Here is a 25,965-nt window from a genome sequence, read left to right as displayed (position 1 = left end):
AGAGTGGCCATGAGCGCTACGGCTGCAGGGCGATCGCCCCGAGAAGTTCCACAGGCAGCCAAGCGCTCACAAGACCTGCCCGGCGCATCCGACCGGGCTGTTGAAACATAGTTGTCGCACACGACGCGTTCACGACGGGCAGATACCCTGCCGGACTTGAGGCGCCGATGCATGCGCCTAAAGGAAGGTTGGACGTGGCTGCAGGAGAAGAGACCTCACACATCCTCAGCGGGTTGACTGCCCAGCTGCCTGATCGTGATCCGGAAGAGACCGCGGAGTGGATTGAGTCCCTTGATGCGTTGATCGCGGAGCAGGGTACCGAGCGTGCCCAGTACATTATGCGTTCGTTGTTGCAGCGTGCTGGTGCCAGGTCGGTGGGTGTGCCGATGGTGACGACCACTGATTATGTGAACACGATCCCGGTGGACCAGGAAGCGCAGTTCCCGGGGAACGAGGAGTTCGAGCGCCGGTACCGGGCGTATATGCGGTGGAACGCTGCGGTGATGGTCCATCGTGCGCAGCGGGCCGATATTGGTGTGGGTGGGCATATTTCCACTTATGCCGGTGCTGCGACGTTGTATGAGGTGGGTTTCAATCACTTCTTCCGCGGCAAGGACCACCCCAGTGGTGGGGATCAGGTGTTCTTCCAGGGCCACGCCTCGCCGGGCATGTATGCCAGGGCGTTCATGGAAGGCCGCCTGACGGAGGAGGATTTGGACGGGTTCCGTCAGGAAAAGTCCAAAGAAGGCCACGCCCTGTCCTCGTACCCGCACCCGCGCCTGATGCCTGATTTCTGGGAATTCCCCACCGTGTCGATGGGTATCGGCCCGATGAACGCGATCTACCAGGCCCAGTCCAACCGGTACCTGCAAAACCGTGGCATCAAGGACACCTCCGATCAGCAGGTCTGGGCGTTCCTCGGGGACGGGGAAATGGACGAGCCCGAGTCCCGTGGCCTGCTCCAGCTCGCCGCGAACGAGAACCTGGACAACCTGAACTTCGTGATCAACTGCAACCTCCAGCGCCTGGACGGACCGGTCCGCGGTAACGGCAAGATCATGCAGGAGTTGGAGGCGTTCTTCCGCGGTGCGGGCTGGAACGTGATCAAGGTCGTCTGGGGCAGGGAATGGGATTCCCTCCTGGAAGCAGACCACGACGGGGCGTTGGTGAAAATCATGAACGAAACCCCCGATGGTGACTACCAAACCTACAAAGCCGAGTCCGGCGGGTTCGTCCGGGAACACTTCTTCGGTAAATCCCCGCAGACCAAAGACATGGTCGCGGACCTGGACGACGAGCAGATCTGGGGCCTCAAACGCGGCGGTCACGACTACCGCAAGGTCTACGCCGCGTACAAGGCAGCGACCGAATTCAAGGGCAAACCCACCGTGATCCTGGCCAAGACCGTCAAGGGCTACGGACTCGGACCCCACTTCGAGGGCCGCAACGCGACCCACCAAATGAAGAAGCTCACCATGGAAGACCTCAAAGCCTTCCGTGACCACCTCCGGATCCCCATCAGCGATGACCAACTCGACGCTGACCTCTACCGTCCCCCGTACTACCACCCCGGCATGGACGCCCCCGAAATCAAATACCTCATGGAACGCCGGGCAGAACTTGGCGGGTTCGTCCCCGAACGCCGCCGCAAACACACCCCCGTGACCCTGCCCGAGGCGAAATCCTACGAGGTCGCCAAACGAGGATCCGGGAAACAACAAGCCGCCACCACCATGGCCTTCGTGAGGCTCCTCAAGGACCTGATGCGGGACAAAAACTTCGGTGCCCGGTTCGTGCCCGTCGTCCCGGACGAATCCCGGACCTTCGGGATGGACGCGTTCTTCCCGACCGCGAAAATCTACAACCCCAAAGGCCAGAACTACCTCTCCGTGGACCGCGACCTCGTCCTGGCCTACAAAGAATCACCCGCCGGGCAACTGATCCACCCCGGCATCAACGAAGCCGGCGCCGTCGCAGCATTCACCGCCGCCGGAACCGCCTACGCCACCCACGGCGAACCCCTGGTCCCGATCTACGTGTTCTACTCCATGTTCGGCTTCCAACGCACCGGAGACTCGTTCTGGGCAGCAGCGGACCAAATGACCCGCGGCTTCATCATCGGCGCCACCGCAGGACGGACCACCCTCACCGGCGAAGGACTCCAACACGCCGACGGGCACTCCCCCATCCTGGCCTCCACCAACCCCGCCGTACGCACCTACGACCCCGCCTACGGCTACGAAATCGGCCACATCATCCGCCACGGCCTCGAACAAATGTACGGACCCGACACTGAGGGCACCAGCACCGGTAATGACAAAAATGTCATGTACTACCTCACCGTCTACAACGAACCCATCACCCAACCCGCGGAACCGGAAAACCTCGACATCAACGGACTCCTCAAAGGCATCTACAAACTCGCAGACGCCCCCGCAAGCACCACTGGGAACGGAAACCGGCCCACCGCGAACATCCTCGCCTCCGGCGTGTCCGTGCCCTGGGCCCTCGAAGCCGCCCGAATCCTGGCCGAAGACTGGGGAGTCGCCGCCGATGTCTTCTCCGTGACCTCCTGGAACGAACTCCGCCGCGACGGACTCGCCGCCGAAGAACACGCCTTCCTCAATCCCGGCCAACCCGCCCGCACCCCATTCATCACCGAACAACTCGCCAACACCACCGGACCAGTCATCGCCGTGTCCGACTACATGAAAGCCGTCCCCGACCAAATCCGCCAATTCATCCCCAACGACTTCGCCTCCCTCGGAGCAGACGGCTTCGGCTTCTCCGACACCCGCCAAGCCGCACGCCGCTACTTCAAAAACGACACCCACTCCATCGTCGCCAAAACCCTCCAACTCCTCGCCGCCAAGGGAGAAGTTGAAGCAGGTGCGCTGGAAAAGGCGATCGAAAAGTACAGGCTCTTGGACGTGAACGCCGGCACCACCGGCGGCGCAGGCGGCGACGCCTAACTGTTTGTCGGATAACTCCAGCAAACAACAGCAACGCGAGCACTAACCGCGACGGCGGCTTTCACCACAAGGTGAGGGCCGCCGTCGGGCTTTAACCCGGTTCGGGTATCCCTGCCAAGGCGTGACCAGCAACAACACGAGTTGTAGCCTTCTCACAAATGGAGCTTGTCCGGGATGGGCCGTATGCTCGTTCCATGGCAGAGCCGAGCAAAACCACCACCAAGCGCAAGGCAGCGCCCCAGGCATTGTCACCGGAAAAGGCCGAAACCCTGCGCCAACTCCGCGCCAACGTGGGCCAATTGTCCACCAGCACCATGCGGCAATTGGAGAAATCACTGCCGTGGTACGGCCGCCTGAGCTCCGATGAACGTTCGGCCTTGGGCCTGGTGGCCCAAAACGGCATAGCCGCCTTTGTGACATGGTATGAGCGGCCCAGTTCGCCCTCATGGATTCTTACCGACGTCTTCGGCAACGCCCCTACGGAGCTGACCCGCTCCATCAGCCTGCAGAAGGCCCTTCAACTGATCCGGATAGTGGTTGAAGTCGTCGAGGACCAGGTTCCCGTCATTGCGCCGGAATCGGACCAGCCCTCGCTCCGTGAAGCAGTGCTGCGTTACTCGCGGGAAGTGGCCTTCGCGGCCGCCGATGTCTATGCACGGGCTGCGGAATCCCGCGGTTCCTGGGACACACGCCTCGAGGCGTTGATTGTTGACGCGATTCTGCGCGGTGAAAACACAGATGCTTTGCGCTCCAGGATCGCAGCCCTCGGTTGGAAAGCACAGGAGCGATTCACCGTAATGGTGGGCAATTCGCCGTCGGAACCGAGCGCCAGTTACGTCAGCGAACTGCGCCGAACCGCCGGACGTTTTGCGGAGGACGCCCTGGTGGGCATTCAAGGCGATCGCCTTATTTTGATCCTCGGTGGCGTCAATGACCGCGACACCGCCTACGTCAAGCTCAGTGAACTCTTTGCCCCGGGCGCCGTGGTGTACGGCCCGGAAGCAAGCTCGTTGTTGGAGGCGAGCAGTTCCGCGCAGGCTGCGTTCGCCGGGCTCACAGCAGCCCGGGCATGGCCCTCCGCACCCCGACCCGTAGCTGCCGACGACCTGCTCCCGGAGCGTGTTGTTTCCGGTGACGACGCGGCCCGCAGATCACTGATCAAGAACATTTACAGGCCCCTGCTGGCGGCCTCGAATGGGCTCGTTGAGACCCTGGGGACATACTTGGAGCTCGGCCACTCGCTGGAGGCTACGGCGCGCGAATTGTTCGTCCATGCCAACACGGTGCGCTACCGTTTGAAGCGTGTCTGCGACGTGACAGGATGGGATCCGCTGCTCCCTCGGGAAGCGTTTGTGCTGCAAACGGCGTTGGTGGTAGGCCGCCTTTCAGCCCAACCGAAAGCCGCTCCCGAACGTCACACGTCACGTTCGCAGAACTGAACCGTTGTAGACTTCCTACAAACTGACCCAGTGAGCTTGGTGTACCAAAACACCAGTGGATCACGTGGCAATTTGGAAAGCTGGATACGTGCTTGCAATCGTCTGCCCTGGACAGGGCTCCCAGACCCCCGGATTTTTGGCCCCTTGGCTTGAACTCCCCTCCGTCGAAGGCCAATTGGCCGCACTAAGCGAAATCGCAGGCATTGACCTCAAGGCCCACGGAACCACTTCGGATGAAGAGACCATCAAGGACACTGCCGTGGCGCAGCCCCTGATTGTCGCTGCCGGCTTGGTTGCTGCCAAGTCGTTGTTCGATGTGGAACTCAGCACCCTTCCCGTCATCCTCGCCGGGCATTCCGTTGGCGAAATCACGGCTTCCGCCCTCGCCGGTGTCCTCACCGAGCCCGAGGCAATGACCTTCGTTAGGGAGCGCGCCAACAGCATGGCCGCAGCAGCTGCCGTGACGCCCACGGGCATGAGCGCGGTTGTGGGCGGAGACCCCGCCGAGGTCCTGGCAGCCATTGAGGCCGCGGGCGCCACGCCGGCCAACGTCAACGGGGCCGGACAAACAGTAGCCGCGGGAACGTTCGAACAGCTCAAGGCTTTGGCGGACAACCCACCGGCTAAGGCACGCGTCATCCCCCTGAAGGTCGCCGGCGCCTTCCACACTTCGCACATGGCACCAGCAGTCAGCGCCCTCGAAGCCCTCAAGCCGACCTTGTCACCGCAGAACCCGGCTGTTCCGCTGTTGTCCAACTTCGACGGCAAGGAAGTGTCCGCAGGTACTGCAGCGGTGGAAAGCCTGATCGCGCAGGTCTCACGGCCCGTGCGTTGGGATCTGTGCATGGAAACGCTGGTTGAGCGCGGCGTCACCGGCGTCATTGAACTGGCACCCGCCGGCACACTCGCAGGGCTCGCAAAACGCGGCATGCCAGGCGTCAAGACTGTTGCCGTCAAAACCCCGGATGACCTGTCCGCGGCACTCGCGCTCTTCGCAGAACTGGAGGGACAGGCATGAGCACTCCCGTGTTGAACAAGGCTGTTGTCAACGAGAATGCCCGCATCCTGGGCATCGGTGCCTACCGCCCGGACGTCATTGTCACCAACGACGACGTCTGCCAGTGGATCGACTCCTCGGACGAATGGATCCGCCAGCGCACCGGGATCATCACCCGCCACCGCGCTGCTGCTGACGTCAGCGTCATCGACATGGCAGAAGGCGCTGCGCGCGAAGCCCTCAAGCAAGCCGGGATCGAGGCCTCCCAACTGGGCGCCGTGATCGTGTCCACCGTGACGCACCCGTACGCGACGCCGTCGGCTGCTGCTGCGCTCACCGACCGCCTGGGCGCGACGCCGGCACCCGCCTTCGACATCTCGGCCGCCTGTGCAGGGTACTGCTACGGAGTGGCACAGGCTGACGCCCTGGTCCGTTCAGGTGCAGCCCAGTACGTTCTGGTCGTCGGTGCGGAGAAGCTCTCCGACGTCATCGACAACCACGAGCGCACCATCTCATTCCTTCTCGGCGACGGCGCAGGTGCCGTTGTGGTTGGCCCGTCCGACACTCCCGGCATCGGCCCCTCAGTGTGGGGCTCGGATGGCAGCAAGTGGGACGCAATCGGCATGACCCACTCCCTCGAGGACGTCAAGAAGCTGGGCGAATCCGCGCGGCACTCCGACGAAATCGACGATCCCGCCATTCTTTCGGCAACCCAGGATGTTTGGCCCACGCTTCGGCAGGACGGTCAGACAGTGTTCCGTTGGGCCGTCTGGGAAATGGCCAAGGTAGCCCAGCAGGCCCTGGATGCCGCGGGCATCGAAGCCAGCGACCTCGCTGCCTTCGTTCCCCACCAGGCAAACATGCGCATCATCGACGAGATGGTCAAGAAGCTCAAGCTTCCCGAATCTGTTGTCATCGGCCGCGACATTGCTCAGGCAGGAAACACGTCCGCGGCATCCATCCCGTTGGCAACACACCGCTTGCTTCAGGAGAACCCTGAGCTCAGCGGCGGCCTGGCTCTGCAGATCGGGTTCGGCGCCGGACTGGTCTTCGGCGCCCAGGTAGTGGTTCTGCCGTAGTCCGGACCCCTCCCGGCTACCAACAACCAACTGAATACGACTTACAAACCCAAGCCGCAACCCGCGGTTTGCCCCCTTTCCGGCAGTAGCCGGTCCAACAAGAAAAGGAGCCAACAATGGCTAGCAACGAAGAGATCCTGGCCGGCCTGGCTGAAATCGTCAACGAAGAGACCGGCCTCGCCACCGAAGCTGTGGAGCTGGACAAGTCCTTCACCGAGGACCTGGACATTGACTCCATCTCCATGATGACCATCGTCGTCAACGCTGAAGAGAAGTTCGGCGTTCGCATCCCGGACGAAGAGGTCAAGAACCTCAAGACCGTCGGCGACGCCGTTAGCTTCATCGCCAACGCACAGGCTTAGTCCTGACACCAGCTGTGCCGGGCCGGGATTCTTATCCTTGCGCCCGGCACAGCCGCAGTAACACCCGTAGATTTTCTTGCCTCCCCCACGTGAACCGCGTATGCGGGACGGCTATCCGACAGAGAGTGATCGCATGGCACGCAAAGTAGTCATAACCGGTCTGGGGGCCACCACTCCCATCGGCGGCGACGTACCCACAATGTGGCAGAACGCGCTGAAAGGGGTCTCCGGCGCCCGCACGCTCGGCGACGAGTGGGTGGCCAAGTACGACCTCCCCGTCCACTTTGCTGCCCGGGCCTCGACGCCGGCACTTGAGGTCCTGAGCCGCGTTGAGGCGAAGCGCATGGACCCGTCCACGCAGTTTGGTGTCATCGCAGCCCGCGAGGCCTGGTCTGACTCGGGGATTGAAGAGATTGACCATGACCGGCTCGCCGTAGCGTTTGCCACCGGCATCGGTGGCGTCTGGACGCTCCTTGATGCGTGGGACACGCTCAGGGACAAGGGTCCCCGCAGGGTCCTGCCCATGACCGTTCCCATGCTCATGCCCAACGGTGTGGCAGCGGCGGTCAGCCTCGACCTCGGTGCCCGTGCAGGGGCACACACGCCAGTTTCGGCGTGCGCGTCCGGCACCGAAGCCCTGCACTTGGGCTTGGACCTGATCCGCTCCGGCAAGGCAGACGTTGTGGTGTGCGGTGGTGCTGAAGCCGCCATCCACCCGATGCCCTTGGCCGCGTTCTCCTCCATGCAGGCGTTGTCCCGTCGAAACGACGAGCCGGAGCGGGCCTCCCGCCCGTACGACATCGACCGTGACGGCTTTGTCATGGGCGAAGGCGCCGGCGCCCTGGTCCTCGAGGCCGAGGAACACGCGATCGCACGAGGCGCGCGCATTTACGCCGAACTCGCCGGAACATCCGTGACTGCTGACGCTTACCACATCACAGCACCGGACCCCGAGGGCCTTGGAGCCACCCGCGCCCTCAAGGCGGCAATGTTCGATGGCCGGATCCAGGCGGAGGACGTGGTGCACGTCAATGCGCACGCAACCTCGACCCCTGTTGGAGACAAGCCCGAGTACACGGCCCTGCGCGCCGCCCTGGGGACCCACGTGGACAACGTGGCGGTATCCGCCACGAAGTCGCAGATGGGCCACCTCCTGGGCGCTTCAGGGGCTGTTGAGGCTGTACTGACCGTGCTGGCCGTCTACGAACGCAAAGCGCCGGTCACCATCAACCTCGAGAACCAGGATCCGGAGATCCCCCTCGACGTGGTGACCTCCGTTCGCGATCTTCCCGCGGGAGACATCGTGGCACTGAGCAACTCGTTCGGCTTTGGCGGCCACAACGCTGTCATCGCAGTCCGTAACGTCTGAGCCGGACTCCTGCCGCCAACCATGGAGGCACACGAGTTCAGACATGAGAAGGGCCCCACCAGCAGGTGGGGCCCTTCTCTTTGCTATGGGGAGACGCTGAGTCAGTACTGACGAGCAATACTGCTGACGGCGGCGCTAACCAACTTGGTGCAACCAGCGCACAGGAGCACCTTCAGCTGCGTGGCGGAAGGGCTCCAGTTCCTCATCCCACGCTTCACCCAACGCCAATGAAAGCTCATGGTAAACAGCTGAGGGGTCTCCCGCACCGGACTCGTAGGCGTAGCGGATGCGATCCTCGGTGACCATGATGTTGCCGTGCACATCAGTGACGGCGTGGAAAATGCCCAACTCGGGGGTGTGGGACCACCGCGCACCATCCACCCCTTGGCTGGGTTCTTCGGTCACTTCGTAGCGCAGATGAGCCCAGCCCCTGAGAGCGGACGCCAATTGGGCCCCCGTGCCGGGAGCGCCGGTCCACGACAACTCCGCCCGGAACATTCCCGGCGCGGCAGGTTGAGGGGTCCACTCAAGATCGGTTCGCTTATCCACGACCGATCCGATAGCCCACTCGACGTGCGGGCAAAGTGCCGTAGGGGCCGAGTGCACGAACAAGACACCGCGGGTTGTTGCAACAGACATTCCATCCTCCATAGCTGTAGGTACGTCTTCCCCAACGACCTCTGCCTGGATGGTGCTTCTGCTGCCGGATACCGTGGAACTCAATCGACCCTGACAGGCTATTTAGTTGTGTGAACACTACTGCGTTTTGTGGATACTACGTAGTTCTGAGGGCCTTACGACCGATACTGACACAGTTCTAACCCTCAACCGTGAATTGAAGGTTTCCCCCGTGGTGCTTTCATTTTGCCGTACCCTGCCCGTTTCCGCCAGTACGGCATGTGCCGGGTACGCTCAAGCCCTTGGGTGCGCTTGCTGGTAGCTCTTGCGGAGGCGGTCCACCGAGACGTGGGTGTATATCTGCGTGGTTGCCAGGCTGCTGTGACCGAGTATTTCCTGTACAGCGCGTAAATCCGCTCCCCCATCCAGCAGGTGGGTGGCCGCGCTGTGCCTGAGCGCGTGCGGCCCTGTGGCAGATGTGTCACCCAACGCTTGCAAGAGTTCGCTGACCACAGCCCGGACCTGACGCGGATCAACCCGGTTGCCGCGGACTCCCAGGAACAAGGCCGGCCCGCTCGTGGCTGTCACCACTGCCGGCCTGCCCCGCCTGAGCCAGTCATCCACGGCCACAGCTGCCGGAACACCGAATGGAACAGTGCGCTCCTTGTTGCCCTTACCCAACACGCGGAGTGTGCGTCGATCCGGGTCGAGGTCATCGATGTCCAGCCCCGCCAGTTCACCGACGCGGACTCCGGTTGCATACAAAAGCTCCACCATTGCCCGGTTGCGCAAGGCCATGGGACCACCGTCAGCTGCCGCATTGTTCAGATCATCCACCATTCGGGAGACCTGCTGCTGCTGAAGGACCCCCGGCAGGGACTTGTCCCGCTTGGGTGCCCGCAAACGGACTGCGGGGTCCGTCCCGATGAGTTCTTCCCGGAGCGCCCATCCCGTGAAGGACCTTGCCGTTGCAGCCCGGCGCGCCAGCGTGGCCCGCGCCATACCCGACTCGCTTTGCGCCCCAAGCCAGCGCCGCAAGGTGCCCAGCTCCAGGTCACCGGGTTCCTGAACGCCTTCCAATGCGGCAAAACCGAGGAGACTCTCAACATCGGCAAGGTAGGCACGAACGGTGTGCACCGATCTGGCACGTTCGCCCTCCAAGTAGCGCCGAAAGCCGTCGACTGCATTCTGAAGGGGTGCTGGCAATGATTGACCGTTCACCCTCCCCACTGTGCCAGCCCTCGTCGCAAACAAGGAGTATCAACATGCTTCCGTTGAAGGGCTAGGACGTTTTGGCCCGTTTCCACGCACCCCGTTCGGAGCTGGCTAATCCGAGCAGTCCCAGCCTGCCCAGGCCTGCACGCACGGCGTCTGCGCTCAGCCCGGCCACTACAGCCAGTTTCTCCACCGAGCTGGTGGATCGGAGCGGTAAAGCATCCAGGAGAATGAGATCTTCCAAGGAAAGGCCGTCGTGCAGGGCGGTACCGGCATCCCTTTCCTCATTCGTGCTTTCCCCTATGGCGCCGGCCAGCTCGGCTATCTCACCGACGTCGGTGACGCAGACGGCTCCCCCGTCCCGGAGGAGGCGGTGGCATCCTGCCGAGTTGGCGCTGTGAATGGATCCAGGGACAGCAGCAACGACCCTTCCGATGCTTTCAGCATGATGGGCCGTGTTGAGGGCTCCGGATCTCCATCGCGCCTCCACAACCACGGTTACCGATGCCAAGGCTGCGATGATCCGGTTCCGTTGCAGGAACCTGTACCTGGTGGGAGCGGACCCCGGTGGAACCTCCGACAGGACAGCCCCCTGAGTGGACACTGCCCGTAGGAGGTCATCGTTACCCGATGGGTAGAACCGATCCACACCTCCAGCCATGACGGCGATGGTGGGCACGCTGGCCACTCCGCCGCTCAAGGCCCCGCGGTGGGCGTGGGCGTCAATGCCATACGCCCCGCCGGAGACCACGGTAAATCCGCGTTGCGCCAAACCGTAGGCTAAGTCGCCTGTGACGGAGGCCCCGTAGCTGGTGCTGTCCCTCGATCCCACCAGGGCGATGGCATGCCCGAGGGACGGCAGGGGCTGTTCCCGTCCCCGCCACCACAGGCAAAGAGGTTCCTGAAGTCCCAAGCCTTCCAATTGTTCGGGCCATAGCTCATCGCCCGGGATGATCAACCGCCCTCCCAGCCTGTTCATGGTTTCCAGATCCCGGTCCGGCGCGAGATCAGCAATACGGGGAGCCCAACGTCGAAGGCTCGCCGGTAGCCCCGCCCATGACGAAGGTCCACCTCCATCCACCAACAGCGCCGAGATCTCCCGCTCAAGGTTTGGCCCTGCGCGCAACTCACCGGTTGCGATACCCAGAGCATCTATGGGACCTACTGTCCGCACCAGTGCCAGGCCTGCAGAGTCCTGGGGCTCCATGAGCCTGGCCAATGCCGCCCTGGCAATTCGTTCTCTCTCTTTCGTCCCTGCACCAGCCATGGCTGTGAATCCTTTCGCGTCTCTTTTACTCATGTGGCGGTTGCAGCTTGGCGCAGGCCCAAAGCCTGGCCAATGTGATCGACGTCCGGCGTATCCCTGTGCCCCAGATCCGCCAGCGTCCATGCCAGCCGAAGGACGCGATCGTAGCCGCGTGCAGTGAGCGTGCCGCGCTCTAGCGCAGTGTCCAGAATCCGGGTGGTACCTGGAGCCAGCCGCAGCTCACCCCGCAGGGTGCGCCCCGGCACCTGAGAATTGGTCTCCAACCCCATCTCCAACAGACGCTCAAGCTGCCTCTCCCTGGCCGCCAGGACCCGTGCAGCGACAGCGCGCGTGTCTTCTTCCTTGCCGGCATGTCCAAAGTCAGCCAAAGACACCCGCTCAACCTGCAACTGAATATCCACACGATCCAACAAAGGCCCGGAGATGCGACCAAAATATCTGCGGCGCATCATGGCAGTGCATGTACAGTCCATGCCCTTCTCGGACGCCTTGCCGCACGGACATGGATTCGCGGCAAGTACGAGCTGAAACCGGGCAGGGTATGCAGCCGTCCCAGCCGAACGGTGGATGACCAGTTCCCCGCTCTCCAGAGGCTGCCTGAGGGCATCCAGGACCCGGCGCTCATACTCCGGAGCCTCGTCAAGACTATTGACGGCACTCCCCGGAAGGCTCATAATCATGCGCGGAACTGAATATATGCAGCAACCTCGATTCGCCATCTACACACGCATAAGCCGCGACCGCGTCGGTGCTGGTCTTGGTGTGGAACGGCAGCAAGAAGACTGCGAGGCTTTGGTGGCCCAGCTCGGCGGCGTGGTGGTGGCTGCATACTCAGACAACGACATCAGCGCATACTCCGGTAAGCATCGTCCTGGATACGAGTCACTTCTCCATTCAGTGAAAGCTGGCGACATCGACGCCGTCGCCGTCTGGCACCAGGACCGACTACTACGCCGAACGATTGACCTTGAGAAGTACATCGATCTTTGCCAGCCGCTAGGCGTGGCCACTCATACAGTCAAGGCCGGCACTTTTGATCTCGCCACTCCATCTGGACGCGCGGTTGCTAAGACCCTTGCTGCTTGGGCCGCATATGAAGTCGAGACCTCAACCGATCGAGTAAAAGCGTCAAAGCTCCAAGCAGCTCGGGCAGGCAAAACGAGTGGTGGCAACCGCGCCTACGGCTGGAATCAAGACGGCATGTCACTCCGAGAGGCTGAGGCGGCAGTTGTCCGCGAAATCGTGGATCGCTTTATTGCCGGGGACTCTTGGAACAGGATCGCTGTCGATCTGAACAGCCGGTCTATTCCTACCGCCAAGGGCAAGATGTGGTCAGCCATCAACGTCGCCAACGTCGCGAAGCTGAAGCGTCACTATGGCATCCGTGACCACAACGGCGTTGAGTACGAGGCAGCCTGGGAGCCTCTTCTGAGCAGGGATAAGTATGAGGATCTTCAGCTTGCCATCAAACGTGGTCAGGTGCTTTACGGTAAGCGGTCATATGCCCGGAAGCACCTGCTAACTGGCTTTGTTCACTGCGGCCTTTGCGGCACCAGAATGAGGATCATCAATGCACAGCAGAGAGACGGCAGCTACTCCCCTGCCTTTAGCTGCCGCAAGAACGATCACCGCGGGCAGGAAGTTGGATGCGGCAAGGTCAAGCGCAAGAAAGACCCAGTTGAGCTCCTGGTTATTGACTGCATCATGTACCGACTTGATACCCCTGAGGTAAGTGGTCTGCTGTCCGCCGACGCAGCGACACCTGAATTGAAGCGGCTGATGCGAGAACACGAGACGCAGCGGCAACGCCTCGAAGAAATCTTGAGTCTCTACTCCACCAACGAGCTGACCCACGATGAATACAAAGTCGCCAAGGCATCGGCGCAATCCCGCTTGGACACTTTGACTCGCGAGATCGAGCGCACGTCCAGCAAGCGCATCACCGCTAACGTCCCGAGCGGTAAGACGCTCCGCGAGACATGGGATCAGGCTGATCTCGTTTGGAAACGCCAACTACTCGATACGTTGATCGAAGGCGTCTATATCCACCCCAAGAAGCCCGGCGATGGTAAGGCTAAGTTCCGTGGCTTCATCTTCAATCCTGATCGGGTTGAGATTCGCTGGAAGATTTGAACTCTTCGGGAAATCTCTGCTTGTACGAATCGAGAGCAGCACTGACTCTCACTACGTACTGCCCCATGATGCCCATGGAAGCGCTCATGACATCTCGACGGAAGTCCTCTGGCAACTGGCCAGGTGGCAGCAGAAGAATCGACAGCATCATTTCCAGCTCGCTAACTCTCTGCTCCAGCTTTGCCAGGGGGGTCTCTTCCGAGTTCTGATTATTGATCATGCGGCGCACCATGTAGCCAGCTAAATCCTCGGCGCCCTGCTGCTCATGGCGAATCACAGTGCTCAGAGAGATGTTCGCTGCCTGCTTGTACCTATCCCGGCGTTCGGTCAATGTCGTTTCTTGCTCGCTAGAAGCTACTCCTAGCGCGTTGCGTATCGCCCGGATAGCGGGTGTGTCCAGCGCCTCGAAGGAGACCCCCGTAATTACGTCAACGATCGTTTCAGGTGTTTCGTCCTCAAACAGACCAGCTTGATCTCCCGTTCCAACGCGCATCACATTCTGGACTGTGAGGCCTTCCCCCAAAGCGAGCTTCTTCAAGAAGGAAGCGGTGCGCTCGATGAGATCGCGTTCTTCCTCTGCGGTCAGGTCTGACATGACTCTCCAAATAATAGGTACTCATATATTGACTACTTGATGAGTAGTCAGATACCGTCATTCTACCAGCAGCCGTTGGTTTGGTAACTGAACAGCGAGACAGAGAAGAGGTTAGGCAGCCATGTCTAGCGAACTGGAAATGATGATGATGGACCCGGGTAACAATGGTCGACGCATAGGTCGTCGCTCACCCGCGATCAAAAAAGCACAGGCTTACCGAGATGAGTTGCAACTTCAAGCCTTCGTGGCTTCCGGCCAGGCACAACTCGCCAAGCATGTCGGCGATCAAGTGGTTGATCTCCACTACTACCTGCAAGGTAGGGCGAACGGAGACGAAGTTCTTACTCACCTACTCACCAAGGTTGAGATCGCGTACGTCAGCGGCCTCACCAATGGCAAGAAGGATGACAGCAACGTCTGGGGCTTCTGATGTCACTGTTGGCCACACCACTGTTCGGCGCGTTCATGGCCTTCGTAGTCGCACCTTCAATTCTTTGGTGTGCAGCATATTTGCAAGACCCGATACGGATCAAGAAGAAAGCAATCGATCAACATTTTAGATTGGCCAAGGCTGAGATTGACGCCACGGTCTCGAAGTATAGGAGGCACGGACCATGACGTCTGATGAGGTCAACAACAGCGTAGTCGATGCGATCGCATCAATAATGGGCATGATCTACCAACTTGTCGCACCGCTATTTTCAACCGTCGGATTCTTCGTAATCCTTTACCTGCTTGTGAGGATGATATTTTCCAAAAAGAAAATCTTCTAGCCGGAAAAGGCCGCATTGTGTCACAGTAAATAGGACATGATGCGGCCTTTTCTATACCCACTTTCAAACCAAATCAGATTGGTGGTATTGAAATGACGCCGCTTACGCAGTCGGTCTACGACAACGATCGACGATCCTATCTACTGACCTTCCCCGGCGACCTGGATGAGAAGCGAGTCCTAGCTTGGCTCAGCTCTATCAGCGGCAACATGCATGTCGGACTGTCTCGCATCTTCGGTGTTCCATCAATCGTCTTTGAGACCTTCGCTAATGATCAGGGCATCACTCATCGCCTGCGAGTTCCTTCAAAGGATGCACACTACGTCGTCAGCCACCTTGAATCCCTTGTTCCTGGTGTTAACGTCAGCGTGGATGACAAAGGCTACGGAGTTAAGTGGACCGTGGGCGTCGAGCTAGGCATGAAGCAACCATCTCGCACGCTCCGCGTCGCTAGTACAACCGACTTTTCAGCCAGCGTCCTGACGAGTATTCAGAGCCTCCGAGAAAACGAAGCCGTCGTCATTCAGTGGGTACTCTCCCCCGCACCGTTTGAAGCACCACCTCAGCGGGAGAACAAGCCAGCTTCTAACGACTGGTCGATTCTGCGGGCTCTACTAAATCCTGGCGCTCCGGCTGGCAGCGACGAGATCGATGACCGACGGCGCAAACTTGAGACGCCGAACATGCTGGCGGTGGGACGCATAGCTGTAGCTGCCCCTCACGAGATCCGCGCAAACAAGATTGCCGGGGAGGTCATGCACGCGTTCGCTGAAGCCAAAGTCGGGCGAAACTGGCTCACGCAGAAACAAATCAACCCTGAAAAGCTTGCCCACACCATTGGCAACGCGACCACGCCGATGCTCTTTCCGGCTCAGCTCAATCTGCCGGAAGCCACGTCCTTCATCTCGTGGCCAGTTGGTTCGCCATACATCGCCGGCTTGCCGCAATCTCGCACGCGGCACATGCACGTTACTAACGTTGTGCCCCGTGAAGGCACCGTCATTGGTACTTCAACCGTTCCAGGCAGCAATCGGGACATCGCCATTGATCGTGAAAGCCGCCTCCAGCACGTGCACATCATGGGACCGACGAAGAGTGGCAAAACGTGGCTGTCTACCAATATGGCGGTTCAGGACATGAACGACGGATCTGGTCTCGTACTGATCGATCCGAAGGGCGATCTCTACCAACGTGTCCTAGAGAGAGTACCGGCACACCGCATGAATGACGTTATCGTCTGGGATCTCGATGACACAGACTTCCCTATTGGTTTCAACGTCCTCAGACAGGGCTCAAGCCGTGCAGCGATTGATGAACTAAACGGGCTGATCACAAATCTCTTCCCTGAGAGTCTGTCGGCACCCCAGGTCATGTATCACGGTCTTCATGCCTTGGCAGGCTCAGGAACCTTTGTTGATCTGCCGAGCATGATCAAGCCAACGCCAGAGGAAGAAGCTTGGCAACGCAAGGTGGTCCGGAACATTGAAGATACACAGATCAAGAAGTTCTGGCAGGAGTACTTGAATGAAAGCACCTCCAGGAAGGGCCAGCAGCAAAGTCGAGCTGACATGGAGCTTGGCGTCCTGCTCCGTCGTATCTGGCCGTTCGTATCCCGATCAGAAATCCGAAACTCCCTGGGACAGCTGGATTCAACGTTCACCATGCCCGACCTAGTCAGTAACAACAAGATTCTTCTCGTAAACCTCAACGGCGTTCGTATTGGTCAGCAAGCGGCCAGTCTCATGGGGACGCTGATAATGAACGCCCTATGGGGAGCAGTAAGAACGACACCACACACTGCCCCGGTCATGCTCTATATGGACGAGTTCCAGAACTTCGTTGCTCTTCCAACTGATCCCGCCGATATGTTGGCTCAAAGTCGTTCCTTCGGGCTCGGCATGGTCCTCGCGCATCAGAACCTAACGCAGCTGACTAACAAAGAACTGAAGGATGCCGTGCTGGCGAACTGCCGCAGCAAGATTGTCTTTCAGACGACGGCCAAGGATGCCAAAGCCATGTCGCCTGAGTTCGGGCCACAAGTTCGTGCCGAAGATCTCCAGAACCTACGGCACAGAGAAACCATCTCCCGCGTAGCCACAGCAGACGGGGTTTCGCAGGCCTTCACGATGCGGACTAAGGAGGCGTTCCGCGAGACTGGCAATATCCGACAAGTCATTCAGCAGTCACGCGCAAGGTACGGGCGCCCACTAGCTGAGGTCGAGCAAGAGATCGACACTCGGCGCACTGGCCCCAGCGCCACTCCTGAAGAACGGCCAAACATCGGCCGGCGCAAAATCTCTTAGTTGCCACTGAACACAACAGAAGCCCCGCTCATATTGACGCGGGGCTTCTGTTTGGGAACCTAGTGGGCGGCTTTGTAGGCGTCTTGAACTTTCTGAGAGACCCGGCCCCGGCCACTCACGTTCATGCCATTCTCTCTCGCCCAGATGCGCATCTTCTTTAGCTCTTCCTTGCTGGGACCGGAAGAAGCTGAGCGGCTACCAGCCTCGCGCGGAAGGCGAGCCGTTACTTTCGCAGCAGCATCGATGTACTTGCTCAGTACATCTTCGAACTCTTTGGCGTTGGCATCGCTGAGATCAATCTCGTACTGGTCTTTGCCCCAGGCGAATGTATAAGAGGATGCGCCTTCAGTTCCGTCGAGGTCATCCCGGATAATGATCTTAGTTTCTTTTGCCATAGCAAAAGACTACGCCCTCAAAAGGCCTCCAGCAACGTGAAGGCCTTTAGGTGAACTATTTGGTGTCTTTTGGGCCGCAAAGCTTCTGAGAGCTTCCTAGCAGGTAAATATGGTATGTATTAGCGCGACTTGATGTCTGCGAAGCCTTCGACGCCCATGTACGTGAGAAGCGGTGCCAGTACTGACCATACTTGCGCTTCGGTTAGTCCCCAGTTCCACATGTAGTTGCCGAACACGACAGCCGCTCCGACTATCGCGATCAGGAACTTGCGACTAAGCAGTGACCTTACGAACTCATGCCATGCTGATTTTGATGTTGCCATATGCCTCCTTATTTCCTATTGAAGATTGATTTGATTGCTTCTGCGATCCAGCTGGTATTCGCTTTGGTCGCAGCGATGTCATCCTTCGTCTGCTGGTCAAGGCCGCCACCTTGGGTCGCCTTCAGCTTTACGATCTGGCCCTTCGCCTCCGCCAGCTCGCTAGTCAGAGTGGAGACACTAGACACGAGTTCGATTGACTTGGCTTTCGCCTGGTCCCGCTGAGTAATTAATGACGCCTTCTCATTGGCTTCAGCTTGCACTCGGGTGCTGCGCTCACGCGACGCGTAGAGATCGTTGAATACGAAGCCTGAGTCCTTGCCCAGATAGACATCTTCACCTTCACCCGCGCCGCGTGGACGCCTCAGAACTGCTTCATAGAGTTTGTTGAGTTGGTCTCGATTTGTAACCATGTCACCTCCCTGTGGTTGTTGAATGCTTTCGACGTACGTCTTGACGCGGTAGAACGTCGGCGGCCCCTTGCGCCATACCGCGTTGAGTGGATCGATTCGAGATGCGTACACAGTGTTCCCGCCATAGACAGCGGACTTGCTGCCAGCCAGCCCAACGTTTTCTTCGAATACGTTGTCGTTGCTACACAAAACTCCGATGTGGCCGTAGCCACCTCCGTCCTGTTTCCAAACAACTAAATCGCCGCGCTTACGGCTTCCAGCGGAGACTACTGTGGCCAAGCCTTGCGAAACGAGAGTGTCACCAAAGTCCTTTGCATGTCCCCGAGCAGCTTGCCACTCTGCTACGCCGCACATCTCACCCAGGTACCACTTGATAAGTGACACGCATTGACCAGTGAGAGTCGCTGGATGCCCAGGGAAATAGATGCCCAGTCGAGCATTGGCATAGTCATCAGCGTTTTGGTTCACAGCCATCAGATGCCTCCCTTTGTATAGAGCACGAGACCGAGGACCGCGAGGACAACTGTCCCAATGACCGTTCGGCCAATCCAGGTCATCCAGCTCTCGACCTTCGTGATGCGCCTGTCAAGAGAGCTTTTGGCGTCAACGAGATCCGTCTTGCTCGCGAAGTTGTGGGCATACTCGTCCATCTTGGTTGAAAGTTTCTCCGTGCCCTCACGCTGTGCAAGACTCACGTCCTTCACAGCCAGTTCTAGTTGTCCCACCCGGTAAGCGAGGACTGGTTGATTGTCGCGATCGCTCACCTCTTCCGTCTCCTTGATGATTGTTTTGGTCTTTTGAGACATCAATCGTGCCCCAGGACTATCAATTCGGAACCGGCTGCGCAGGCTGCAGATAGAGCTAGCTGGACGCTCGTGATGCGCGCCGTGTTTCGCCACTTCCCTTGGAGTTCGCGTCGACGGGGGTCATTCGCGCCAGTTGCAAATGTGTCCAGCACATGTCCAATGAAAGCCTTCTCCTGCCCCACGAAGTCAATGCCGGTCAACTCACCGAACACCACGCTTCCAGTACCAGGAGTGCTACCAGGATCAACGGGGATTCCTGCGAAGGCGCCATTGGTGTCCGCAGAGCCATTCGTTGACAAACGATAGTTATAGTTCGAAGTCGCGTCACCGTTGAATTGCAAGGCCATCGATGCAATGGTCGTCGTAGGAATAGCAACAAATAGAACCTTCAGATATTTCTTTGATGCCAATCCCGTGATGCTTAGGGAACTTGCGGAAGTGCTGAGGGTTCTTCGCCCAAGTTCCTCCCACCAGATCTTGCCGTCTCCCTTCGCGTAGGGAAGCGCGCCATCTGGGATGTTTGCTGCCACTGCAGCGGCGAGACCAGCCACAGTCGTCTTTTTCGTCACACCCGCTGATACGTCCACGAGAGGGACTACATCGGTGGCATCGGCTGTGGTTAAGGCACCTAAATCACTTATCTTCTTATCGGCCATACATTTCTAATCCTTTATACTCCTAAATTTAACATCAAACGGGTGCAGTTGGAAGGTTTTGATATTGCTCACCTTGCAACTCTTCGCCAATCTCCTCAATCCTTTCGTGCTGGGTCTGGAGAACATCGCCGACTTGCATAATGACAGCTGTGGGCTCGTAAGAGAGGCTGACAATCTGTAGCAACAGGTCGTCCACAAAGTTGTCGTAGTTCGAGAACCCAATGACTTGACCTTCCTTGATTGATTCCAAGTCATAACGAGCGGAGCTGATTGTTATTGGTGTTGTGTAAATCGGGCTCTTGAACCGATTGATAAGTTTCATCGCCTTACGCTCCATCGCCGCAGCATCTGTGAAGCGGCGATCAACAATCCGGTGTAGGCCAACTCCCCACTGCGCGATGCTCGCCGCGTCCTCGTACTTCTTGAACACCGGCACACCGCCTACTTCCCCACCGATGAAGTAGACCCTGTTGATCAGCTGTTCCTTGGAGCGAGTGAGATCGAGGCTCTTTACGTGATACCCCTTCTTGAACACGTGATGAGGTGTAGAGGCTGTCGGCTGCATGTAGACGTAGTTGTCCGCGACGTCCCCAGACCAGTACCAACCATCAGGTGTCTGTTCATGAATGCGCTCGATTGCTTCGAGCTTCGTAGTGAGCTCAAACTTGAAAGCGGAGGAAACACCTGGAACCGCAATGGAGTCAGTGCTGTAGGACATCACCTGTGGGTTCGTATCCAAGATGCTCTTCAGCGTCGTTTGAAGAGCTTGAGACGAGTAGCTAACCGTCGTTGTCTCTCCACTTCGGACCAACTCGTGAGATAGACCCAGCCCGTGAGAAGCCAGCGTGACAGTCACGCCTGTTTGATCGTCGTAAGTGGATTTGTAGTCAAGAATGGTGCCACTGAACACCCGCACGCCGCTTGGTGCTCCTGAAGCAACAAGCAGATACTCGCCATCTTCGGTCGTCAGCGGCCCTCCCGCCTCAGTAACTAGCCTGTTGAAGTCGCCGTAATGCACATAAACGTCCACCTTGTAATTGATGTCAACATCCGTACCCTCACCAACTGAGTTGTTCGTTTCATAGGTGACGGTCAGTCGCTCACCATCCTCCGTGGTGATCGGCTCGCCGGCTTCGGTCGTCATGCTGGCCCGGACTTCCTTGACGGTGTTCGGAGAGCGGGCCAAGATCACCGTCGTCGTAGTTCCTGGCGTGTTGATCTTGCGGGTAAACATCAGCGGATCGCGCACGTCATTCCAGATGCCGATGAACGTGCCGTCTGATTTGTAGACCTTATATACGTAGACCTTTTCGTCTTCCTTGCCGATAGCTTCCCAGTCCGTAGGAGGTGGAGGTGGTGGAGGAAGCTGCGTCAGGACCGGAGCAAAGACATCTGCCGTCGAGTCCACAAGGCTGCCTTGGCTCGTGAACATCGTGTTAGAAGGGCTATAAACTGCAGCACTACTGCTGACGAAGGTCGGTGACATCGTCGCCACGCCAGGCGTCAGCGTTGGCTGGAATGCAGATGCTGTTGAGTCAACGAAGCCCCAGGTCGGGATTGGCGGCGGTAGGAAGTTCCAGCCACTGTTGTTGCCGCTATTCGTCCCACCGACAGCATTCCAAGTGGCACCGCCTGTAGCGATGGAGTCTTTGAGGTCGATATAAGTGGCGTTGACCGTGCCGCTTGGCTTGCTGAGGATAAACTGCTTACCGAGCGTTGTCCCCCGAAGGGTCACAGGCTGAGCATTGGTGCCGTTTGCAATGAACGTTCCTAGCTCGTGGAACGGTGGTGCCATGTCGTCGGTATTGAACTTAAGCGTCACCCCTGGCTTCACTTCAAGAGTCTCGAAGTTGACGCTCTGCCTAATCGCGAACGTCTTACCGACCCCGGCGTTGCTGAAGATAACTGTTCCGAATTCAATACCGTCGTAACCGCCGAAGAACTCGGTGTCGCTTGCGCTGGCACTGATCAGAGTGATCGTCGCTTCACGCGCCCACCAGTCCCCGATCGCCTGAATAAGATTTGAATTATCGCTACCGGTCACAGAGATGTTGCTCGTACCGAGATCGAGGTAAACACTACTGAACGGGTAGGAACCTAGGCGTCCGTCGGTGATGGTGAGGTCATAGTCATTCGTGAAGAAACTACCGTCGTTGATGAACACGCTCTGCACGACCGTGTTTCCCGTGAGTTCGATGTAGGAGTCGACGTTGCCCGAGCTCAAGACAGTTCCGGCAAGAGAGTTCCCGGCTGCTTGGACCATGGAATGACCGAAGAAGTTGAACCTCGTAAAACTCGTAGACAGGTTGCTGTTACTTACGACGTCTCCGTGCACAGCAAGGGAGAAGTTTCTAAGCAGCATCGGCTGCGTGGGTTGGAGGGAGAGATTGCATACCGGGCAGTCGTTAGACGGAATCGTGACGATGAACGACGACCCTGCGCTGCTGGCATTGAAGAAGGCGTCGTCACTACTTGTGGGAACACTGGCACCACCAGCACCGCCCGAGGTCGATGACCAATGAGCAGCATCAGTCCAGGTTCCAGATCCTCCTACCCAGTATCGATTCGCCATCTAGATCAGCACCTACAACTTAAAGATGCCGCTAGCGTTCCAGGCCGTGGCGATGTCACCGCCGTTCGGCGTAATCGGGATGCCACCAATGCCACTGTCGATGAGGCAGATAAGACGAGACGTTGCGGCAGAACCGGTGTCTTTGTAGAGCACAATGGCTTCGACAGAAGCGCCAGTCACTGTTGGGAACGTGATGTCAGCTGCGTCGGCTACACCGTTGGCCACGGTCTTACTCGCAAGGTTGCCGCTGGTTGCTACGCGTGCACCTGAGGCAATATCGCTGAGGTATTGGTGAGTCGACATAGAAGGCGTATAAAGCGCGGTATCAACGAGAACCGCCTTGATGTTGTCCGAAGACCAATTGATTTGTCCTGAAAGAAATCCTTCTCTCGCCTTGTCGTATAACGCATTCGCCATTATTTAGTTTTCCTGTTTAATCTGCTTTTAATGTAACTTATAGCCACCTTTTCGTATAGCTCGCAGTTAGCGTCACGCTACGAGTCGTGAAGTCATCCAGATATCCCAATCCTCCGTCGCCAGGTTCAAAGCTGAGCAGCTGGCCAGAGAAGTCCGTCGCCACACCATTGACGAGTACGAGGCCCTTGAGTGTGTCGACTTCCAGTACATCGCCGGCAATCCAGTTTCGCTTCACGGAGATGGACCGGAGCGTGGTCGCGTTAGAGAGCGTAATCGTCTTGTTCGTTCCACCAGTCACGGCACCGATTGTTAGCTTCACTGCAGGGTCTGCCTTGTACGAGCCACCTACCGATAGTGACGTGGTGCTGTTGGAGACAGTAATCAAGGTCGATGAAATAAGAGAAGTGGTGTCGAGATCCCAGCCCATGCCATCTGGCGATAGGAACTCAACAGTGAAGCCCGCCGACGTCAGACTCGATTTACTCAATATCGAGTTACGAGCTGAGGCGAGGTAGCGCCTTGTACTTCCGGCATAGTCGATGTCGAAAGGCTTGTTCTTCTGGCTCATTGCCAGCTTGAAGGTGTCCATCATCATTTCTAGTGAAGCGATCGAGTCCTTGCGGATGTAGCCCTCGATACTGAACGTTTTACTGTCGTACTGCTGCTTGACGACGAGGGCACCATCACGCTCGGCAAGTGGATCAGCTTGAATCTTGTTGACCGGTGCTGAATAGACGTCGGTGTTAGTGACGACGACGCCGTTTGCCTGGAGGTTGAAGTCACCGAACTTCACCCCGATCATGAAGCCATCCCCATCTTCGCCAGACGCTGCGTCTTATCGAGGCGGTTCCAGAACTCCTGGACGGCTTCTGCGTTTTGGAACGTGAAGTTGCCGCTCAAGATGTTCGTAACGCCTCCTGCGCCGTCCTGCGCAAGCTCATTGCGTGTTCTATATGCCTGGGTTACCTGCGATCCACGCGGGAGGTTGAGTATCTCGGGGCCGTTCTCGCCAACGAGGGTGCGGCCACCTGGAGCATACGAAGTACCTGTAGCGAAGCCCTTAGGCATGCCGAATACTGCGTTTGTTTGGTTCTTTCCACCGAATCCTGCGTTTACTCCGGATTTAGCGTCTTGTTCCTTCGCTTCTTTGATTGCATGGGCCATGGCCTGATAGCCCCCGGCTGCGCGGTAGGCACTGTCCTTCACTGCGTCGTTGGCCTTGACTACATCAGCAGCGGCTTCGCGCTTTTCCTTCTCTGCTTGTTTGGCCTCATTGGTTCGATCTCGAACGGCCGCATTGGCAGCAGCGAGGTCATCATTGGCGCGCTTTAGGTTGTAGGCGGCTTCCCTGGCTTCAAGGGAGTTCGGACCATAATTAGCGACCGTCTCGTTGTACGCACGTTGAGCTCGCTCAACAGCCAGTGCCGATCCTTCTTGTGAGAGCAAGGCACCACTGAGTCTGTCCTGTGCATCCTTCGCCAAGTTGGTGGTCTGAGTAAGTCGATCTTGAGCCGACTTCAGCGCCTCAGTGGAGATCACTGTCCGATCAGAGGTCAATACGACCTGCGTATATGCAGCGGCTATACCGATGGCGGCACTTGCTACGAGAAAGAATGGGTTGAGCTTCAAAGCCACGTTCATGGCCACTGTTGCAGCTGTGACGGCAGCGGTTTTGACTGCGAGGGCACCCATCAATGCGGTGTAGGCGACGATGCTAGAACCGGCAGCAACAAGAAGAGGTGTCATCTGGCTGAACTGTGAGGCCATGCTGCTTACTACACGGATGGCAGCCTCTACGACTCGAATCGCAGCGTAGACAGCAACTACCAGCGCACCACCCAGGTACTTCACGATGTCGCTCTTAGCCACTGTCTTAAAGGCTGGGATAAGCTGATTCTTGATCGCATCGCCAAGACCTAGGAAGGCCGGCATCAAAAAGTCGAGTGCCTGCTTACCAACCTTCTGCATCGTTTCGAAGGCGGGCTCGACCTTGCCCGAAAGATTGGTAGCAATAGCGGTGAGAGAAGGAAGCAGCTTCATGCCGATATCGATGGCAACTGTCTCCAGTGAACTGCGCAGAGTATCTATGGCACCCTTGAAGCCAGCGTTCTGAGCGGCAGCGAGTGCAGTTGCTGCTCCTTGGCGATTGACCGCCTTACTCATTTCGTCGTAGCCCTTAACTCCCTCTTTCAGGAGGATGTTGGCCGCACGAGAAGAGTCAGCCCCAAAGATTTGCTCGATGTGGAGTGCTTTCTGTTCATCGGTAAGGTCTTTGGTGCCCTCCTCTAGCTGGCGAACCATCTCTCGGATACCGACGAAGTTCCCCTTGGCGTCGTAGAAGTCGAGGTTCAGAGCTCTGAATGATTTCTTCGCCTTATCCGTTGTCGGGATCAGGTTCATGAACATCGTCTTGAGCGACGTACCGGCGTCTGACCCCTTGATGCCGTTATTCGCCATTTCAGCGATGGCAGAGGTGAGATCTTCGACTGGCACCTTGACGGCAGCAGCGCCAGCGCTCGACATCTGCAAGCTGTAGGCGAGATCTTTGACGTCAGCGCTTGATGCATTAGCTGCTGCGGCTAAGAGATCAGCAATACGACCAGCTTCTCCGCCTTGTAAATTGAAGGCATTTAAGGCGTTGGCGGCGACCTCGGCTGCTGCTGCAGTATCCATCTGGCCGGCCTTGGCCAAGGCGAGAACACCTTTAGACGCGGCCATAGTGTCATTGACAGACAGACCAGCTTTCGCCAGCTCGACCATGGCAAGTGCGGCGTCTTTAGCGCTGATGCCTGGGAGGCTGATGTCCTTACCCAGCTCGCGGGACTGAGCGGCTACCATCTTCATTTGTTCCGCGGTGGCACCAGAGACGGATCGGAAGATGTTGAGCGACTGCTCGTAGTCGGCAGCGCTTGAAATCGCGAACTTAGCGGCCAGAACTCCGGCTGCACCTGTGGCTGCGGCAGCTATGCCTGCAATAGTCCCGAGCTTGCCGAGTGAAGAACCAAACTTGTCAGAACTGGTCCGTCCGTTATCCATCTCGTCAGCAACAGCCCTGAGTGGCTTTGATGCTTTGTCTTCGGCGGATATGACGATATTGATTTTATTTGAAGCCACGTGGTAAATCTCGGGGCAGCTAATTAATAGGTTGCTGCCTTATGTTTTCCAATTTAACACGCTCATCATCAAAGGACCACATTAATCGAGCCTGATAAAGCGCCTCCCATGGCTCGTTCTCAAACTCGACTGCGCTTAGCTTGAAATACT

Annotated in this window: 22 protein-coding genes and 1 pseudogene; 9 read left to right on the top strand and 14 right to left on the bottom strand. The window is 58.2% G+C overall.

The window, feature by feature from the left end; genetic code table 11:
* The first annotated feature begins 167 nt into the window (after nt 1–167).
* The 6 genes from aceE (at nt 168) to AR689_RS08665 (ending at nt 8,218) form a co-directional block, all read left to right on the top strand.
* Nucleotides 168–2,972 carry a pyruvate dehydrogenase (acetyl-transferring), homodimeric type gene (gene aceE / locus AR689_RS08690; protein ID WP_197412844.1) on the top strand — a complete coding sequence of 935 codons (2,805 nt, stop codon included), beginning with the start codon at nt 168–170 and terminating at the stop codon, nt 2,970–2,972.
* Between the two features lie 194 nt (nt 2,973–3,166).
* Entirely contained in the window at nt 3,167–4,411 is a 1,245-nt protein-coding gene (locus tag AR689_RS08685; RefSeq protein WP_024817138.1) for a PucR family transcriptional regulator, read from the top strand.
* Nucleotides 4,412–4,499: 88 nt separating this feature from the next.
* Nucleotides 4,500–5,429, top strand: a complete 930-nt coding sequence (locus AR689_RS08680; protein ID WP_197412849.1) for an ACP S-malonyltransferase — start codon at nt 4,500–4,502, stop codon at nt 5,427–5,429.
* Nucleotides 5,426–6,487, top strand: a complete 1,062-nt coding sequence (locus tag AR689_RS08675; protein WP_024817140.1) for a beta-ketoacyl-ACP synthase III — start codon at nt 5,426–5,428, stop codon at nt 6,485–6,487. Before AR689_RS08680 ends, AR689_RS08675 begins: the two co-directional genes overlap by 4 nt.
* A 116-nt stretch (nt 6,488–6,603) precedes the next feature.
* Nucleotides 6,604–6,849 carry an acyl carrier protein gene (locus AR689_RS08670; protein WP_011692310.1) on the top strand — a complete coding sequence of 82 codons (246 nt, stop codon included), beginning with the start codon at nt 6,604–6,606 and terminating at the stop codon, nt 6,847–6,849.
* Between the two features lie 133 nt (nt 6,850–6,982).
* Nucleotides 6,983–8,218, top strand: a complete 1,236-nt coding sequence (locus AR689_RS08665) for a beta-ketoacyl-[acyl-carrier-protein] synthase family protein (protein ID WP_062069116.1) — start codon at nt 6,983–6,985, stop codon at nt 8,216–8,218.
* Nucleotides 8,219–8,353: 135 nt separating this feature from the next.
* On the opposite strand, the gene AR689_RS08660 is transcribed toward AR689_RS08665, so the two are convergent.
* The 4 genes and pseudogenes from AR689_RS08660 to AR689_RS08645 all read right to left on the bottom strand — a co-directional run.
* Nucleotides 8,354–8,857: a DUF3145 domain-containing protein gene (locus AR689_RS08660; RefSeq protein ID WP_018776197.1), complete on the bottom strand. Its 504-nt coding sequence runs from the start codon at nt 8,855–8,857 to the stop codon at nt 8,354–8,356.
* Between the two features lie 273 nt (nt 8,858–9,130).
* Nucleotides 9,131–10,066: a tyrosine recombinase XerC gene (locus AR689_RS08655; RefSeq protein ID WP_062069113.1), complete on the bottom strand. Its 936-nt coding sequence runs from the start codon at nt 10,064–10,066 to the stop codon at nt 9,131–9,133.
* A 52-nt stretch (nt 10,067–10,118) separates the two neighbouring features.
* The gene (gene dprA / locus AR689_RS08650; protein WP_062069111.1) at nt 10,119–11,351 is read right to left on the bottom strand and encodes a DNA-processing protein DprA; all 1,233 of its coding nucleotides are present in this window, start codon (nt 11,349–11,351) and stop codon (nt 10,119–10,121) included.
* Nucleotides 11,348–11,962, bottom strand: a pseudogene (locus AR689_RS08645) (ATP-binding protein); the annotation flags it as partial. The pseudogene AR689_RS08645 and the gene dprA, both read right to left, overlap by 4 nt.
* A gap of 34 nt (nt 11,963–11,996) precedes the next feature.
* On the opposite strand from AR689_RS08645, the gene AR689_RS08640 reads away from it, so the two are divergent.
* Nucleotides 11,997–13,451, top strand: coding sequence for a recombinase family protein (locus AR689_RS08640; RefSeq protein ID WP_062069108.1), 1,455 nt, complete (start codon nt 11,997–11,999; stop codon nt 13,449–13,451).
* Here AR689_RS08640 and AR689_RS08635 read toward each other — a convergent pair.
* Nucleotides 13,414–14,046, bottom strand: coding sequence for a hypothetical protein (locus AR689_RS08635; RefSeq protein WP_062069106.1), 633 nt, complete (start codon nt 14,044–14,046; stop codon nt 13,414–13,416). The genes AR689_RS08640 and AR689_RS08635 overlap by 38 nt on opposite strands.
* Before the next feature lie 121 nt (nt 14,047–14,167).
* On the opposite strand from AR689_RS08635, the gene AR689_RS08630 reads away from it, so the two are divergent.
* Both AR689_RS08630 and AR689_RS08620 read left to right on the top strand, forming a co-directional pair.
* Entirely contained in the window at nt 14,168–14,476 is a 309-nt protein-coding gene (locus AR689_RS08630; protein ID WP_062069104.1) for a hypothetical protein, read from the top strand.
* A 435-nt stretch (nt 14,477–14,911) separates the two neighbouring features.
* Entirely contained in the window at nt 14,912–17,122 is a 2,211-nt protein-coding gene (locus tag AR689_RS08620) for a type IV secretory system conjugative DNA transfer family protein (RefSeq protein WP_062069098.1), read from the top strand.
* 59 nt (nt 17,123–17,181) lie between these two features.
* Here the strand turns inward: AR689_RS08620 and AR689_RS08615 are convergent, their stop codons facing one another.
* From AR689_RS08615 to AR689_RS08575, 9 genes are all read right to left on the bottom strand, one after another.
* Nucleotides 17,182–17,517 (bottom strand): histone-like nucleoid-structuring protein Lsr2, encoded by a 336-nt coding sequence (locus AR689_RS08615; RefSeq protein WP_062069095.1) that lies wholly within the window; start codon nt 17,515–17,517, stop codon nt 17,182–17,184.
* Between the two features lie 119 nt (nt 17,518–17,636).
* Nucleotides 17,637–17,840, bottom strand: coding sequence for a hypothetical protein (locus tag AR689_RS08610; protein ID WP_062069092.1), 204 nt, complete (start codon nt 17,838–17,840; stop codon nt 17,637–17,639).
* Between the two features lie 8 nt (nt 17,841–17,848).
* The gene (locus AR689_RS08605) at nt 17,849–18,724 is read right to left on the bottom strand and encodes a CHAP domain-containing protein (RefSeq protein WP_062069090.1); all 876 of its coding nucleotides are present in this window, start codon (nt 18,722–18,724) and stop codon (nt 17,849–17,851) included.
* Nucleotides 18,724–19,056 carry a hypothetical protein gene (locus AR689_RS08600; RefSeq protein ID WP_062069088.1) on the bottom strand — a complete coding sequence of 111 codons (333 nt, stop codon included), beginning with the start codon at nt 19,054–19,056 and terminating at the stop codon, nt 18,724–18,726. The genes AR689_RS08605 and AR689_RS08600 overlap by 1 nt, the downstream gene beginning before the upstream one ends.
* Nucleotides 19,056–19,712: a hypothetical protein gene (locus tag AR689_RS08595; RefSeq protein WP_062069086.1), complete on the bottom strand. Its 657-nt coding sequence runs from the start codon at nt 19,710–19,712 to the stop codon at nt 19,056–19,058. Before AR689_RS08595 ends, AR689_RS08600 begins: the two co-directional genes overlap by 1 nt.
* Nucleotides 19,713–19,746: 34 nt before the next feature.
* On the bottom strand, nt 19,747–22,284 hold the full coding sequence (locus AR689_RS08590; RefSeq protein WP_082697856.1) for a phage tail protein: 2,538 nt from the start codon (nt 22,282–22,284) through the stop codon (nt 19,747–19,749).
* Between the two features lie 12 nt (nt 22,285–22,296).
* Nucleotides 22,297–22,701 carry a hypothetical protein gene (locus AR689_RS08585; protein ID WP_062069082.1) on the bottom strand — a complete coding sequence of 135 codons (405 nt, stop codon included), beginning with the start codon at nt 22,699–22,701 and terminating at the stop codon, nt 22,297–22,299.
* A 37-nt stretch (nt 22,702–22,738) separates the two neighbouring features.
* Nucleotides 22,739–23,503, bottom strand: a complete 765-nt coding sequence (locus AR689_RS08580) for a phage distal tail protein (RefSeq protein ID WP_062069080.1) — start codon at nt 23,501–23,503, stop codon at nt 22,739–22,741.
* Nucleotides 23,500–25,815, bottom strand: coding sequence for a phage tail tape measure protein (locus AR689_RS08575; protein WP_062069078.1), 2,316 nt, complete (start codon nt 25,813–25,815; stop codon nt 23,500–23,502). Before AR689_RS08575 ends, AR689_RS08580 begins: the two co-directional genes overlap by 4 nt.
* Nucleotides 25,816–25,965: the final 150 nt, after the last annotated feature.

The sequence above is a fragment of the Arthrobacter sp. EpRS71 genome, assembly GCF_001512285.1.
Lineage (GTDB): Bacteria > Actinomycetota > Actinomycetes > Actinomycetales > Micrococcaceae > Arthrobacter.
This window is presented reverse-complemented; position numbering and strand designations above follow the sequence as displayed.